The organism is Nocardia nepalensis (assembly GCF_048910785.1).
In the GTDB taxonomy this organism is placed as follows: Bacteria; Actinomycetota; Actinomycetes; order Mycobacteriales; family Mycobacteriaceae; genus Nocardia; species Nocardia nepalensis.
This window is the reverse complement of the sequence record NZ_JBKBET010000005.1, coordinates 123,273-138,327: the sequence shown is the minus strand read 5'-3', so window position 1 is coordinate 138,327 and position 15,055 is coordinate 123,273. Positions and strand designations below refer to the sequence as shown.

The following is a 15,055-nucleotide window of genomic DNA, read 5'->3' as shown; positions in this document are numbered from 1 at the left end:
GATGATGAACGGGTGAGCGCAGTGCCGACCGGCAGGGTGAAGTGGTACGACGTCGAAAAGGGCTTCGGCTTCCTTTCCCAGGACGAGGGTGAGGACGTCTACGTCCGTTCGTCCGCGCTGCCGGATGGTGTGGAGGGCCTCAAGCCCGGTCAGCGCGTCGAATTCGGGATGGCCGCGGGTCGTCGTGGGCCGCAGGCGCTGAGCCTGAAGGTGCTCGAATCGCCGCCCTCGGTCCGGGAGGGCCGGGACCGCGATCGTGCGGCGCACAAGGAACCGGCCGCGCGCAAGCACACGCCGGACGAACTGCACGGGATGGTCGAGGACATGATCACCCTGCTGGAGGCCAAGGTGCAGCCGGATCTGCGCAAGGGCAAGTACCCGGATCGCAAGACCGCGCAGCGCATTTCGGAAGTGGTGCGGGCGGTCGCGCGCGAACTCGATCACTGACGTTCGCGGACAATGAATTTCGCGCGCTGCCCGGTTGACCGGGCAGCGCGCGAGTCGTTTTCAGGCTGACCCTTTCGAGCGACCTGCGAGCAGTCGCTGCTGACCCTTTCGAGCGACCTGCAAGCAGTCGCTGCTGACCCTTTCGAGCGACCTGCAAGCAGTCGCTACGACGAGGTACTGATCGACCAGGCCGCATGCGGGACGTAGAACTCCCGGCCCGTCTCGTCGCGCGCGAGGATGGGCAGCTGCAATTCGACGCCGACGAGCCGCAGGTCGTCCTCCGGCTTCGAATCGATCGTTACCGCGAGCGCGCCCGCGGGAAAGTCGTTGCGGCTCACCACCCGATCCACCTTCTCGCCGGTGGGCAGGGCGTAGACCAGCTGGGCCAGCCAGGGCGCGTCGGCGATCTTCTTCGGCAGCGACAGCTGCAGCGGATATCCGGCCGGGACATCGAGAACGACGGTCTCGCCGTATTTGCACTGCTCCAGCTTCACCGTGCAGTACAGGAACGGCTCGACCGTGACGGTCTTGCCATGGGCATACGCGGTGACGGTCGGGTCGGGGTGGCCGGCGTTGCGGACGAGCACCGTCAGAACGCCGACGAATGCGACGGTGAACACCAGTAGGGCCGCCGCGGCTAGCGCGACGACGGTGCGGGTACTTGGCTTGTTCACCAGATCGGGTCTCCTGTGCCTCGTTGCATGTGCTTAGTGTCGCCACCGCGCTCCCTACCGCGTTGCGCGGCTCGGTCGGCGTCGGCGTGTCGGTGCGTCGCGACTGCCTGCTCCGCGTGTTCGGGGCGGTGTCCGCCCAGACCGGGCAGCAGGGAATGGCCGCGATCGCTTATGAAGGTCTGCAGCAGTCCGAACAGCAGGATCGCGGAGATGAACGCGAAACCCTGCCAGTAGGTGGTCGGCATCAGCACGCCGGCCGCGCCGCCGAGGACCCAGCTGAGCTGCAAAACGGTTTCGGACCGGCCGAAGCCGGACGCGATCGATTCCGGCGGCAGATCGTCCTGGATGGAGGCATCCAGCGACACCTTCGCCAGCGCGCTCGCGGCCGCCGCGACCAGGGTCGCCAACGCGGCCCCGAGCAGGTTGTTCAGGAAGACCGCCAGCAGCGCGACCGCGCAGCAGGCGGCGGTGCAGCCCAGCACGATCAGTGACGGCTTGCCGAGTCTGATCCGGGCGCCGGTCGCGTTGCCGACGAAATTGCCGACCGCCGCGGCGACGCCGACCACGCCGAGCATGGCCGCCTGCTGCCAGCCGCCGTGTTCGGTGGCCTTGGCGACGAAGGCCACATAGAACGTCAGGAAGCCGGTCAGCACGCGGATGGCGCTATTGCCCCACAGTCCGGTGACGACCGCGCGGCCGAGTGGCTGCCTGCGCTTGCGCGGCGGAATCGTGGCTTCGGTTGTCGGATCGAGCAATTCGGTCTTGGCGTGGTAGCTCAGGGTCGCCGGGACTTCGCCCTCGGTGACCTCGACCCAGCGCGGGATGCGCAGGCTCAGGAAGGTGCCGGCGACCGCGATCGCGGTGGCGAAGACCAGTGCGCCATTGGAGTCGGCGATGGCGGCGGCGAGTGCGGCGATCGCGCCCGCGCCGATGGTGCCGCCGACCAGACCGAAGACGGTGAGCCGAGAGTTGGTGCGCACCAAGTCGATTTCCGGTGGCAGCACGCGTGGCGTCACCGCGCTCTTGAGCACGGAGAACGATTTACTGCCGATCATCATGCACAGGGCGAGCGGATACAGCGCCCAGCTGTTGAAGGCCAGGATCAGCACCACCGCGACCACCGCGCGCAGGGCGAAGGAGGTGGCCAGCGCGAGCCTGCGGCCGCGCTGCAGGCGGTCGAGCATGGGGCCGATGAGCGGGGCGATCACCGCGAACGGGGCGATGGTGATCAGGAGATACAGCGCGACCTTCGTCTTGCTCTCCGCGGTCGCGCTGGCGAAGAACAGGGTGTTGGCCAGTGCCACCGCGATCGCGGCGTCGAGGGCGAAGTTCGCCATGGTGGCGTAGGTCAGCGCGGTGAGGCCGGACTTGTCGGCGCCATCGGCCTTGGCGGCGCGCTGGAAGGTGGCTACGCCGCGGGAGGTCAGTTCCCGACCGCGCATGGCGGCGACGCGGGTGACGGTCAGTTTGCGTGGGATCCGCTGTGGCTCGGCATCGCCGGGTGGTGTTTCGGGCTCCGGTGGCGGGTCTGCCGGTTTCGGGGCGGGCAGTGGCCTGGTGGCGGGTGGTTCGCGGCGTTGCGGTTCGGGGGGCAGGGGAGGAAGTGATGACCGACGGGGTGGCGGGTAGCGGTCATAGCCGGGGTGACGCTGAATCGGTGGGGACTCCTCGCCATCCCACGGACCACGGTCGGGACCGGAGGGATCGCGGGGAGTAGTCACGCCATCAATTCTGTCGTACATCGGCGAGTTGGGTTCACTTGCCGCACCAAGCCGTCCGGAAAGGTGACCCGGCTCGCTCACTCCGGAACGAATCTGACCTCGAATATGGTCGGCCAGTATTTGCCGGTGATCAGGAAGTGGTCGGTGCCAGGGAGTTGCGCGATGCCGTTGAGCACATCGGCGCCCGCGCGGACGGTGGCCGGGAGCAGTCCGCTGGCGTCGATGACCGCGAGGACCTCGCCGGTTTCGGGATCGATGCGCAGGATCTCGTCGGTGGGATAGGAATTGGCGTAGACCGAACCGTCGGCGGCGCAATCGAGTTCGTTGAGGTGGACCCGGTTCCGGCTGGTCAGGGTGACGGTGCCGGTGGCGGCGAAGGTGACCGGGTCGCGGAAGGTGAGGGTGTCGGACCCGTTGCTCATCACCAGTTTGCCCGCGCGGGTGCACATACCCCAGCCCTCACCGTCGTAGGACGCTCGGGATCGTTCGGCCAGTGTCGCCGGGTCGCGGGCGATCGCGACCCGGTCCTGCCAGGTGAGCTGCCACAAGGTGGCACCCGCTCTGGTGACGCCTTCGCCGAAGTAGGGCGCGGGCAGTTCGGCACTGCTCAGTTCGTCACCGGTATTCAGATCGGTGGCGCGCACGCTCGACGCGCCCGGCATGCCGGTGCCCTCGTAGAGCACCGTGCCGTCGACCTCGAGACCCTCGGTAAACGCCCTCGGATCGTGCGGACGGGTGCCGACCACCTCGATGCGTAGTCGCGGCGGATCGTCGTGGGAGCCGCCACACCCGGTGATTCCGAGCAGGCTGACCAGGACAACGACGGCCAGCGAACGCCGATTGCGCTCCATACGGCAAAATGTAGGCCGTGAGCGCAGTTTCTGTTTCGCAGTCCGGCGTGCGGCCGATCCTTGCCGAGGCCGTCGACGTGGCCCGCCGTGCGCTCCTGGAGCTGGAACCCAGCGGCGTCGGCGCGCATATCGGTGTCACCGCCGAGGACGACACCGCGGCGACCCATCGATTCGAGGCCACCCTGTCCGGCTACCGCGGCTGGCAGTGGGCGGTCGTGGTGGCGGCTCCGCCCGGCGCGACGTATGCGACGGTGAGCGAGTCGGCGCTGCTGCCTGGGCCGGACGCGCTGGTCGCGCCCGATTTCATCCCTTGGGAGCAGCGCATCCGCCCCGGCGATCTGGCGCCCGGCGACCTGCTCGCCCCGGCCGTCAACGATCCGCGCCTGGTGCCCGGCTACGTCGCCAGTGGCGATCCGGCCGTCGACGAGGTCGCCCAGGAAATCGGCCTCGGCCGCACCAAGGTGCTCAGCCGCGAGGGCCGCGAAGAGGCCGCCGAACGCTGGTACTCCGAATTCGGCCCCGAAACCGATATGGCCAAGGCCGCCCCCTCCACCTGCGGCCGCTGCGGCTTCTACCTCCCGCTGGCGGGTTCGCTACGCGCCGCCTTCGGCGTCTGCGGCAACGCCATGGGCGCGGACGGGCGAGTAGTCCACGTCGAATACGGCTGCGGCGCGCACTCCGACGTAGAGGTCCCCACCGGCGGCGGGTCGCCGTTGTACGAGGCGTACGACGATGCCGCGTTCGATGTGATTCCGGCGGAGGCAGTGCGGAAGCCGGAGAGTGCTGGCGCGGCCGCCGAAGCTGCTGCGGAGGCTGTGGTCGAGTCTGCGCCTGCTGAAGCTTCTGTGGAGGCTTTGGTCGAGTCTGTGCCCGGCGACGCTGCTGCGGAGGCTGTGGTCGAGTCTGTGCCTGCCGAGCCTTCTGGGGAAGCTGTGGTCGAGTCTGTGCCCGGCGAGCCTTCTGTGGAGGCTGTGGTCGAGTCTGTGCCTGCCGAGCCTTCTGGGGAAGNTCGAGTCTGTGCCCGGCGAGCCTTCTGTGGAGGCCGTGGTCGAGTCTGTGCCTGCCGAGCCTTCTGGGGAAGCTGTGGTCGAGTCTGTGCCCGGCGAGCCTTCTGTGGAGGCCGTGGTCGAGTCTGCGCCTGCCGAGCCTTCTGGGGAAGCTGTGGTCGAGTCTGCGCCTGCTGGAGCTGCTGCGGAGGCCGTGGTCGAGACCGCGCCCGCCGAAACCTCCGCCGAAGTAGCGGCCGACAGTTCACCCACTGGACCTGTCATCGAGACACCGCAGGGAACCGAGGCGACCAGCGAGTCCGTCGTCGAGACTGCGCCGGATCAGACCGTGTCAACAACGATCGAGCCCGGCGCACCCTCCGCATCGGCCGATGTTGTGGCCGAACCGAGCACCGCCGTCGAGCCCGGTGTCGACACCGCGTCGGGCGAGGTCGCGACCGAGTCGAATACGGCAGTCGAGCAGGATGCCGTGCCGACGACGACCGATGCTGAGGCTGCCCCGGATGCGACATCGGCTGCCACGGCTGAGCCGATCGAATCGGCGGATCGGTCGGCGGGTGATATCGCCGCAGAGGCGATCTCGGTCGAGCCGGATCGATCGGCAGCGAGTGATGTTGTGGCCGAGGTGACCTCGGCCGAGCCAGGTGCCGCGACCGGATCGGTTGATGCCGTCGAGTCACCCACTGCGGTCGAGCCCAGCGCCGACGCTTTGTCGGGTGTGGCCGAGGCAGAGCCGAGCGTTTCGGTTGAGGCGAATGTCGTTGTCCCAGACGTGGACAGCATCGGTACTACATCCGAATCCGATGCGACCGCAGGCGGTGCGTCGGAGTGGAGCAGCGCGGTCGCCCAGAGCGGCGTGGGCCGTGATGTCGTCGGCGAGCCGAGTGCGGCGGTTGAGTCCACCACTTCCGATGCGGGTAGCGAGTCGATCGGCGACGCTGTGTCCGGTCCGGATGCGCTCAACGATTCTTCGACAGAGTCGGCCGCCGGCGTGGAACCGGGTGCTCGCGTCGGTGGCGAGGCCGAGGCAAACGGTGGATCCGCCGCCCTGACTGATGCTGCTGCCGAAGGCGATGAAGCTGCTGTGGCGCAACCGGGATCGAGTGCGGAGGCGGAGGGCGTCGGTGGCGAGGGCGCGGATGGCGAAGCTTCTGGTGCTGACGGCGGGGCCTCGGGTGCTGGGTCTGGTCCGGGGGCTGCGGTGCGGCCGGAGTTCGGGTCATCACTGCAGGGGTGAGCGCCGGGGGCGGGGTGTCCGATCCGTTCGATACGGCGGGGCTGCGGGCGGGGGTTCTCGCGGCGTGGCGTGATTCGCCGACTCGGTTGCGGGAGGATGCCGCGACCGAGGCGGATCTGGTGCGGGCGGGGTACCGGGATCGGCTGCTGACCGAGCTGGCGCAGAATGCCGCGGACGCGGCCGCCAAGGCCGGTGTGCCGGGACGGCTGGTGGTGCGGCTGATCGATGACGTCGTGCACATTTCGAATACCGGTGCGCCGCTGGATATTTCCGGCGTACACGCCCTCACCGCACTGCGCGCCTCCGGCAAAGCGGACCCGGCAACGAGCGTCGGCCGCTTCGGCGTCGGCTTCACCGCGGTGCGCACGGTAAGCGACGAGATCGAGGTGCGATCGACCACCGGCTCCCTCCGCTTCTCCCGCGAGCTCACCTGGAAAGCCCTACGCGACAACGCGATCACCGTCCCCGGCCCAGCCGACACCTTCACCCCACCCGTCCTGCGCCTGGCCTGGCCGATCGAATCCGCCCCGCAACCCGGCGCGGACACCGAAATCGTGCTGACCCTGCGCCCCGACATCGACCCCCAATCCCTACTCGCCGAAATGCGCGCCGAAGCCGTAGACCTCCTACTGGAACTGCCTGCCCTGCAGAGCATCCGAATCGGCGACGACGAGATAACCAGCACGATCATCGATCTCAACCACGCCAACCCGCACAAACCCGCACGTATCGCCGCCGAGCGCGGCGATACCGGCCCGGCTCTGAGCAGCGGCGATTCATATGAGCCTGGGCGTGCTGGCCTGCGTGCTGCCGCTGGTGTCAACATCGGCGATCTGAGCGGCGGCGAGTCCGGGCGTGGTGGTCTGCGCGACAACGAAGGTGGCGACACCGGTGCGGATTTCAGCCGCGGCACTGCGGATCCGAATCGGTTATCGGATGTGCGCGGCGTCGATGGCGTCAATACTGCTGGAGATCTGAGCGGCGAACCGGTTCGGCCTGAGCGTGCTGCCGACGGCGGCGATACCGGCGGGGATCTGAGCGGCGGCGAGCTCGGGCGTGGTGGTCTGCGCGATATCGAAGGTGGCGACACCGGAGCGGACTCCAGCCGCAGCAATAGGGAAGTCGAATTCGGTGGCGCCGGTGCGGATCTGAGCGGACCTGCGGGGCAAGGGCTTTGGGAGTTGCGCATCGACGGGCCCGGATCGGAGCGGCGGGTTTGGTGGGAGTACCGCGCGGCCCGGGCGCGCTGGCTGCTGCCGCTGCGCGATGGCAGGCCGGTGCCCGCAGCGCACGATGTGTTGCGCGCACCCACCAGATCCGATGAGGAGCTGTCGCTACCTGCCCTACTCATCGCCGACATCCCCATGCAGCCGGATCGTCGACGCGTCCTGCCCGGTGCACATGTTGCCGAATTAGCCAAGGGCTATGCCGATTTCGCCCGCGCACTCCCACCCCGTGACCGCCTCGTCCTGATCCCCACGCCGGGCTTCGCCCGCAGCGAGGTCGATGGTCTGCTGCGCGAAGCCCTGGTCCGCGAACTGCAAAACCGCCCGTGGCTCCCGGTCGTGACCACCCGTCGATCGCCCACAAAAGGCGCATTCCAGGATGCGACAGCGGTGCCAACGCGCGCGAGCGTATTCACCGGTCTGAGCGGGGAATTGGCCGAGTTACTCGATGACGTGGTCGGGCCGTTGGTGGTGCCCGAGTTGTCGGGGCGCGGGCACAGCGAGGCGCTGGGTGTGCTCGACGTGCATCGGCTGGGTTTGGCTCGGCTGGCGGAGCTGTCGGGTGGGCTGGAGCGGTCGCCGAAGTGGTGGCAGTCGTTGTATGCGGCATTGGAGCCGTTTGTTGTCGATCCATTGGCGGCCGAGGAGCTGGGGGCGCTTGCGGTGCCGCTGGCCGATGGAAGGCTGGTAACCGGCCCGCGCACAGTGGTTCTGGATGATCAGCTCGAGATGGCGATACCGGTGCACTGGGCGCGGCTGGTGCATCCGGAGGCGGTGCACCCGCTGCTCGCGCGCCTCGGTGCGCGTTCGGCGAGCGCCGAGGATCTGTTGACCGATCCGGGATTACGCGCCGAGCTGGAGGATCAGCCGGGCGATCCGGACACTGTCGACGCCGTACTGCGCCTCGCCGCATACGCCGATCCGTCCGCGCTCCCGTCCTGGCTCGGGCTCCTCGAATTGCCGGACAGCACTGGGGAATTACTGCCCGCGGACGAATTGCTGCTCCCCGAGGCGCCACTCACCGCATTGCTGGTGACGGACTCACCCTTCGGCACCGTCGCACCGGATCTGGTGGACCGCTATGGCGCCGATGCGCTGCGAGCCGTCGGCGTCGGCTGGGATTTCAGCATCGTCGTCGAAACCGATCCCACCGGTCCGGACCATCATCTGGACGACGAGGAGCGCTGGTGGTCCGGCCTGTCCGAGGATCCGCCGGAACTGGCCGCCGTCCGCGACCTGGACCTGGTCGATGAATCATCCTGGCCGGAGGCATTGCGGCAGTTGGCATCCAGCCCGCGCACCCGTCGTCTGCTCACCGACCCCGAGGGCTACACGGCCTGGTGGCTGCGCCGGCACGCCCGCATCAACGGCACCCCACTCGGCCTGCTCCGCCACCCTGGCGAACCCGAATTCGCCGATCTACTTCCCGCATTCGAGCTTCCCGATCCGGATGCCGACGCCCTGCGCGCGGTCCTGGCGAACCCGACTGCCATCACTCAGGAGCTGGCCGCCGCCCTGCTCGACGCCCTCGCCGATCCATCGAAAACCCCTGCACCCGAGGTGGTTTCCCGAACCCACGCCCGCCTGGCCGCCGCCGTGGCCGCGGATCACCTCGACCTGACCGAACTCGATCTACCCGACCGCGTACGCGCCCTGTCCTCGGCTGTGGTCGATCCGAACGACGCCTGGGTGCTCGACCAGCCATGGTTCGGCCTCGCCCTGCCTCCGGACCGCTTGGTGGCAGGCGATCTCGCCACCGCACCAGCCCTCGCGACCCTACTCGACCTGCCCCTGGTCTCGGACGTATTCACCGCCGAGGTGACCAGCCGTGGCCGTCGCACCACCTGGTCCGCCGAACCACTGGGAATCGTTGTCCGCCAACTGTTCACCATGCCGGACCAGGAAGGCGACCTGGTGCTGCACGACGATCTCCGGATCCGCCTGCACGGCCCCCTGGAACTAACCGTCTCCGTCCCTTGGTGGCGCGACGGCACAACCACCCACATCCGAATCCCCGGCCACTCGGCCTGACGCCCAGCCGGGGAAAGGTTGCGGATCCAGACCAGAACGCGCGAATCATCGTGCACCCGAGCGCGTTCGGAGCTCCGCCCGAGCTACACCGCGTAGTTGGCGACCATCTCGCTGAGCAGATCCAGCTGCCCGCGCACACTTTCACTGTCGTTGTCGACCAACCAGCGCAGTACGACACCGTCGATCACATTGAGGGTGAAGCGGCTCAGTGTCGGCACCGGTACGGACCAACGGCAACCGGTGGCATCGCGCGCGTGGTCGAGGATGTCGGCGACGGTGGTGTCGTTGAATGCGTACTGCTCGCGCGCGATGGCGAGTTTCGCCGGGGTCGATTCCCCTTCGCGTAGCGCATATGTGGTGGTTTCGTAGGTGAGTAGTTGTCGTTCCGGTGTGGCTTCAATGTTGAGCCACATCAGTTCGAGTCCCGCGCGCACCAATTTTTGAAGCGCTTCTTTTCCACTTCCGACGTCTTGCCAAACTGTTTCATTGGCATCGACAGAATCGCGTAATTCCATCGATAGCGCCTTGACCAGCTCGGTCATCAGCGCGTCCTTGTTTTCGAAACAGTAATGCACCACACCGAGCGAAACACCGGCTGCCTGAGCGACATCGCGCGTGGTCACGCCCGCGACGCCCTTTTTCTCGGCAAGGCCGATGGCTGCCTCGATAAGGTGGGCCCGTCGTTCTTCGACGCTCAATCGGGAGGACACCCAAGGGAGTTAAGTCTCCAACTCCGTCGCAGTCAATTCGCAGGGCCGAAAATCTCGACTGGACGAGCGTCCAGTTGTGTGGTTCGCTTCACCACGGGATCGAAGGGAGACGCGCATGCCGCTGTCACGCAGAACGGTGCTGGCCCGAACCGCGGCGGGTTCCGCCGCGCTCGCGACAGCCGCGGCCGCGGTGCCAGGTGTGACCGCGGCGCCGGCCGCCGCGGCCCCCGAATCGAGTGGCTACCTCATCGGACTCGGCCTTTCCGACATCACCGGCCCGGCCGCTGAATGCGGAATGATGGGCTATTCGCAGCTCGAGCAGCAGACCGCGGGCATACATCTGCGCCCGCGGGCCCGCGCATTCGTCATCGACAGCGGTACCAGCCGAATCGTGTTCGCGGTCGCGGAGAACGGCATGATTTTCCAGTCCGTACACCGCGGCGTCATGCTCGAACTCGCCAGTCGCTTCGGTGACCTATACAGCGAGCAGAACGTCGTGCTCACCTCGACGCATTCGCATGCGACCTGTGGCGGCTCCAGCAACGATTACGCGTACAACCTGTCCATCCTCGGATTTCAGCAGCAGGTCTACGACGCCGAGGTGAACGGCATTGTGGAGGCGATCGCGGCCGCGCATGCCGATCTCGGACCGGGCACGCTATCGCTCGGACGCGCCGAACTGCACGACGCCAGCGTCAATCGGTCGCGGGTTGCCTTCGAGCGCAATCCTGATACGGATAAACAGCACTTTCCGAATGCCATCGACCCCGCGGTCACCGCCTTGTCATTCGTCAAGGGTGGCAAACAGGTCGGCGCCATCACCTGGTTCGCCACCCACAACACCTCGATGACCAACCAGAACCGGTTGATCAGCGCGGATAACAAGGGTTACGCCTCGTTCTCCTATGAGCACACCGAACACGGCGTCCGATATCTGGACGGCCCAGCCGATTTCGTGGCCGCCTTCGCCCAGACCAATGCGGGTGATATGTCCCCGAATCTGAATCTGCGCCCCGGCTCGGGCCCGACCGAGGACGAGTTCGACAACACCCGCATCATCGGCGAGCGGCAGTATCGCGCCTCGAAAACCGCACTGGCGGGTGCGCGGCCGATCAGCGGCCCGGTCGACTCGATGCTCTGTTATATCGACCTTGCCGATACCGCCGTCGACGGCAGGTTCACCCCGGACGGTCAGCCGCGCCACACCGCACCCGCCGCCGCGGGTGTTTCGCTCATCGCGGGCAGCACCGAGGACGGGCCTGGTCTGCCGGGCATCCCGATCCCGGAGGGTGTGCGCAACCCGTTCATCGATGCGCTCGGCGATCCGCGCCAGCCCGCACCGTCCTGGCTCGCCGATGCCCAGGCGCCCAAGGCGATCGTGGCGCCGCTCGGGCTGCTGCCGCCGGTCCCGTGGGTGCCGAATGTTGTGCCCATTCAGATCGTTCGGATCGGCGAGCTCTACTTGGCCTGCGGCGGTGGGGAATTCACCATCGTGGCCGGACTGCGTATCCGCCGCGCCGTCGCCGCCGCGCTCGGTGTAGCGCTGGACCAGGTGCTCATGCAGGGGTACGCGAACGCGTACCACGAATACGTCACCACCCCGGAGGAATACGACTCCCAGCAGTACGAGGGTGGCTCGACCCTATTCGGCCGCTACACATTGCCCGCCTACCAGCAGGAGTTCACCCGGCTGGCAACGGCTTTCGCCGCCCGCCAGCAGGTTCCCCGCGGACCCGCACCCCGCGACGTCTCCAATCTGCAGCCGAACTTCCAACCCGCCCCGGGCCCGGATGCCCCACCCCCGGGTCGCGGCTTCGGTGACCTCCTGACCCAACCCGCCGCCACCTACGCGCCCGGCTCCCGAGCCGCCGCCGAATTCGTCTCCGCCCACCCGAAACACAACCCCCGCCGCAACGGCACCTTCCTGGAAGTGCAGCGCCGCAACGGATCCGGCGACTGGGAGCGCATTGCCAACGAGGGCGAATGGGCGGTGCGCTTCTACTGGAGCAAACACGGCACGGCCGAATCCGTGGCCCGCTTCACCTGGGACATCCCGGCCGACGCGACCCCGGGGCGCTATCGCATGCAGCATTTCGCCGACAGCCTGGGCGCTGACGGTGTCTTGCGGCCCTTCACCGGCACCACCAACGAGTTCGACGTGGGCTGACCGAATTGTGGTGGCTCAGAGTCCGGTCTGCGCGCCCTTGTCCCCGCGGCGAGCGCCGCGGCGCTGGATCGCGAAGATGGTGTAGCCGAGCAAGCCCACCGCCAGGCCCATCAGACACACCGGGCGTGCCGATTCCCAGCGGTCGCTGGTCCACACCACGATGGTGGCGATCAGCCACAGGGCGCTGCCGACCGCGAGGACCGGCCGTGGATCGGTGAAGCGCGGCGGTATCTGCGGGACATTCTGGGTCACAGTCATAGCGTAGCTGCGGGAACAGGCGGTCACCGGCCAGCGTGTCCCGTATCGTTCTGCTCTGTGACAACGCCATCGGATGTTCGAGCTCTCGCAGGTGAGCTGTCGCTCGCGGTGGTGCGCTTGACGCGACATCTGCGGGGACGGCGCGCCGACGCGCAGATTTCGCTGACGCAGCTCTCCGCACTTGCCACCCTGCATCGGGAAGGTGCGATGACACCGGGCGCCCTGGCCGCCAAGGAACGTGTGCAGCCGCCGTCGATGACGCGGGTGATCGCCTCGCTGACCGATCTGGAACTGGTGGAGCGCAAACCGCACCCGACCGACGGCCGCCAGATCATCGTCTCGCTCTCGGACGCGGGCCGGGCGTTGATCGCCGATGAGACCAGCGCCCGCGAGGCCTGGATGACCGAACAGCTGTCCACCTTGACCAACGATCAGCTGGTGGTGCTGACCCGCGCCGTCGGCATCATGAAGCAGCTGGTCGCGGACTCGGAGTAGGCCGAAGCCGTCAGCGAGGTACGTACCCGCCGCGCGTGTACTGCGCGCCGAACGGCTGGTCGCTGTCGACGATCTCGCGCCCGAGCGGGAACAGCGAGACCGGGATGAGCTTGAGGTTCGCCCAGCCGAAGGGGATGCCGATGATCGAGATGAACAGCGGGATGCTGGTGAACAGGTGTCCGAGCGCCAACCACCAACCGGCGACGAGGAACCAGATGATGTTGCCGATCATCGAGCCGACACCGGCGGAAGGCTTTTCGACCGTGGTCCGCCCGAACGGCCACAGCACGTAGGCCGCGATCCGGAACGACGCGATACCCCACGGGATCGTGATGATCAGGACGCAGCAGATGATGCCTGCCAGGATGTAGCCGAGCGCCATCCAGAACCCGACGAACACGAGCCAGAGGATATTGAGCACCAGCTGAATCGGCTTCATGGGTCCAGCATGCCAGTTCACCTCCCGTCCGGGAATCACTCCCGAGTACGACGTGGGCTCAGGGACAACCCCGATCAGAAGAACCAGCCCAGCACCGCCTCCCGTTCCGCGCCGAACGCCTCGTCGAGTGCGCGCAGCTGCCCGGCATCCTTGGCTTGCAGCCGGTTGGCCGCCGCGAAGACCCGCGCCGGGTACGCGCCGAGGTACATGCTGGCGAGCACGTCGATGCCGAGTTCGAAGTCGGCCGTCCCGGTGGTCGGCGCGCATTCGGCGACACCGTCGCGCACCGTGAGTTCGAAGGTGCCGCCCGCGTTGCGGAACGGATCTTGCACCGCGAGTACGACATTCAGATCGCGCAGGTAGGAGCGTGCCGTCAAGGCGGCGGGAATATCCATGAGACGCAACCACAATGCGTCGTAGCGCGCCTTCGTGCGCACCAGCCGCAGATCGGTGAGCAGATACGGGAGCGGATCGTTATCGGTGAGCGCGGCCTCGACGTGGCTACAGAGCTCGAGCCCGAATAGCGCCCGCCACAAAGCGATATGCGCCTCGGGGGTCACCGCGCGCATCTCCTCGACCACCGCGGCCTTGCCATGCTCGCGGCGGTGGTACCGATACAGCGCATATCCGTCCGGGTGCAGGAACGCGAAAAGGTCGGTGCCACCGTCGCGGAAGGCGGGGGGATCGGCGAGGTCCATTTTCCAGCGGGCCTCGGGACGTCGCTGTGCGCCGGGCACCAGGCGACGCCACCGGTCGTAGATCGCGCGTATCGGCTCGCCCGCGTCGGCCATGGTACTGAGCACCACACCGCCCGGATCGGGTGCGGACGGCAGGAATTCGGCGAACCGCCGATCGATCGACACCGCGTTCTCGCGAATCGTCGGTCCATATCCGAACCGGCCGTAGATGGCGCCCTGACTCGCGGTGAAAATGGTCAACGCGAGCCCGTCTGCTTCGGTGCGCCGATGTTGCTCGGTGTACATGGCCCGCAGAATCCCGCGCCGCCGGTGGGTCGGCGCGACCCCGACCGCGGCGATGCCGCAGGCCTCGACCGTGCGCTCGCCGGGCACCGTCAGCGTCATCCGGGTGGACCTGGCATGCCCGACGACGCGCCCGTCATCGATGGCGACGATCGCCTCCTCGGTCGGAAAGACTTGCTTGCGCAGGTCCGCATGCGCCGGCTCGGTGCGCCCGCCGAACAAAGTGTCGCCGAGCAATCGGATGTCCGCCACATCGTCGTCGGTGGCCGACCGAATGGTGATGCCGGGTATCAGCGTCATCCCTCGACCATCGCACGGTGCCCCACCCACCCGCACTCGATTTACCGGCTGCACAGAGGTACCGAACACCTCGCAGACCGACTTGCCACACGCCCCGCCGAGGTTTGCTCGAAGCTCAGCGCAGGCTCGAGCGGGATCGGCCCGGTCGCCCACACATACCCTGAGGAACTGCGGAACCGCGGACCTCGCCCTCCCTGGCGGCGGTCTCGGCGGCCGTGCCGTAGCCGTGCCGCATGAGCGACGTGCTGGCGAAGGCGGAAATGTCCGCGTGGTCAGCTGGGAATCAGCGGCGGTCTTGGCGGTCGAGCTGTAGCTGTGTGGCGTACTGGCGAGGGCGGAAATGTCTGCCTGATGAGCTCGGCATCGGCGGCGGGTTCGGGGGGCCGAGCTGTGGCTGTGTTGCATGTGTGGCGTGCTGGTGAAGGCGGAAATGTCTGCCTGGTCAGCTCGGCATCGGCGGCGGTCTTGGCGGTCGAGCTGTGGCTGTGTCGCATGTGTGGCGTGCTGGCGAG

At 67.6% G+C, this 15,055-nt stretch carries 12 protein-coding genes; 5 read left to right on the top strand and 7 right to left on the bottom strand.

Features of this window, described 5'->3' with window-relative positions; translation table 11 throughout:
• Positions 1 to 21 precede the first annotated feature (21 nt).
• Positions 22 to 447, top strand: coding sequence for a cold-shock protein (locus ACHQ4I_RS04950; protein ID WP_420770815.1), 426 nt, complete (start codon positions 22 to 24; stop codon positions 445 to 447).
• 164 nt (positions 448 to 611) lie between these two features.
• Here ACHQ4I_RS04950 and ACHQ4I_RS04945 read toward each other — a convergent pair whose 3' ends face one another.
• The 3 genes from ACHQ4I_RS04945 to ACHQ4I_RS04935 form a co-directional block, all read right to left on the bottom strand.
• A complete protein-coding gene (locus ACHQ4I_RS04945) occupies positions 612 to 1,121 on the bottom strand; it encodes a DUF2771 domain-containing protein (protein WP_420770472.1) in 510 nt (169 codons plus the stop codon).
• Entirely contained in the window at positions 1,118 to 2,842 is a 1,725-nt protein-coding gene (locus ACHQ4I_RS04940) for an MFS transporter (RefSeq protein WP_420770471.1), read from the bottom strand. The genes ACHQ4I_RS04945 and ACHQ4I_RS04940 overlap by 4 nt, the downstream gene beginning before the upstream one ends.
• A gap of 77 nt (positions 2,843 to 2,919) precedes the next feature.
• Complete coding sequence (locus tag ACHQ4I_RS04935; protein WP_420770470.1) at positions 2,920 to 3,693, bottom strand: glutaminyl-peptide cyclotransferase; 774 nt, start codon at positions 3,691 to 3,693, stop codon at positions 2,920 to 2,922.
• Positions 3,694 to 3,710: 17 nt separating this feature from the next.
• Between ACHQ4I_RS04935 and ACHQ4I_RS04930 the strand changes: the two genes are divergently transcribed.
• Complete coding sequence (locus tag ACHQ4I_RS04930) at positions 3,711 to 5,192, top strand: DUF3027 domain-containing protein (protein WP_420770469.1); 1,482 nt, start codon at positions 3,711 to 3,713, stop codon at positions 5,190 to 5,192.
• 741 nt (positions 5,193 to 5,933) lie between these two features.
• Complete coding sequence (locus ACHQ4I_RS04925; protein WP_420770468.1) at positions 5,934 to 9,194, top strand: sacsin N-terminal ATP-binding-like domain-containing protein; 3,261 nt, start codon at positions 5,934 to 5,936, stop codon at positions 9,192 to 9,194.
• 83 nt (positions 9,195 to 9,277) lie between these two features.
• Here ACHQ4I_RS04925 and ACHQ4I_RS04920 read toward each other — a convergent pair whose 3' ends face one another.
• On the bottom strand, positions 9,278 to 9,904 hold the full coding sequence (locus ACHQ4I_RS04920) for a TetR/AcrR family transcriptional regulator (RefSeq protein WP_364347106.1): 627 nt from the start codon (positions 9,902 to 9,904) through the stop codon (positions 9,278 to 9,280).
• Positions 9,905 to 10,019: 115 nt separating this feature from the next.
• On the opposite strand from ACHQ4I_RS04920, the gene ACHQ4I_RS04915 reads away from it, so the two are divergent.
• Positions 10,020 to 12,071, top strand: a complete 2,052-nt coding sequence (locus ACHQ4I_RS04915; protein ID WP_420770467.1) for a neutral/alkaline ceramidase — start codon at positions 10,020 to 10,022, stop codon at positions 12,069 to 12,071.
• A 15-nt stretch (positions 12,072 to 12,086) separates the two neighbouring features.
• On the opposite strand, the gene ACHQ4I_RS04910 is transcribed toward ACHQ4I_RS04915, so the two are convergent.
• The gene (locus tag ACHQ4I_RS04910; protein ID WP_420770466.1) at positions 12,087 to 12,329 is read right to left on the bottom strand and encodes a DUF2530 domain-containing protein; all 243 of its coding nucleotides are present in this window, start codon (positions 12,327 to 12,329) and stop codon (positions 12,087 to 12,089) included.
• Positions 12,330 to 12,386: 57 nt separating this feature from the next.
• On the opposite strand from ACHQ4I_RS04910, the gene ACHQ4I_RS04905 reads away from it, so the two are divergent.
• Entirely contained in the window at positions 12,387 to 12,824 is a 438-nt protein-coding gene (locus ACHQ4I_RS04905) for a MarR family winged helix-turn-helix transcriptional regulator (RefSeq protein WP_420770465.1), read from the top strand.
• A gap of 10 nt (positions 12,825 to 12,834) precedes the next feature.
• On the opposite strand, the gene ACHQ4I_RS04900 is transcribed toward ACHQ4I_RS04905, so the two are convergent.
• Together ACHQ4I_RS04900 and ACHQ4I_RS04895 are read right to left on the bottom strand one after the other, a co-directional pair.
• Positions 12,835 to 13,263, bottom strand: a complete 429-nt coding sequence (locus tag ACHQ4I_RS04900) for a YccF domain-containing protein (protein ID WP_420770464.1) — start codon at positions 13,261 to 13,263, stop codon at positions 12,835 to 12,837.
• A gap of 74 nt (positions 13,264 to 13,337) precedes the next feature.
• On the bottom strand, positions 13,338 to 14,543 hold the full coding sequence (locus ACHQ4I_RS04895; RefSeq protein WP_420770463.1) for a GNAT family N-acetyltransferase: 1,206 nt from the start codon (positions 14,541 to 14,543) through the stop codon (positions 13,338 to 13,340).
• Positions 14,544 to 15,055: the final 512 nt, after the last annotated feature.

Bases quoted from the DNA above. Each gene is read 5' to 3' on its own strand.
- ACHQ4I_RS04935 (WP_420770470.1), bottom strand. From the start codon at position 3,693: ATGGAGCGCAATCGGCGTTCGCTGGCCGTCGTTGTCCTGGTCAGCCTG.
- ACHQ4I_RS04915 (WP_420770467.1), top strand. From the start codon at position 10,020: ATGCCGCTGTCACGCAGAACGGTGCTGGCCCGAACCGCGGCGGGTTCC.
- ACHQ4I_RS04910 (WP_420770466.1), bottom strand. From the start codon at position 12,329: ATGACTGTGACCCAGAATGTCCCGCAGATACCGCCGCGCTTCACCGAT.
- ACHQ4I_RS04900 (WP_420770464.1), bottom strand. From the start codon at position 13,263: ATGAAGCCGATTCAGCTGGTGCTCAATATCCTCTGGCTCGTGTTCGTC.
- ACHQ4I_RS04895 (WP_420770463.1), bottom strand. From the start codon at position 14,543: ATGACGCTGATACCCGGCATCACCATTCGGTCGGCCACCGACGACGAT.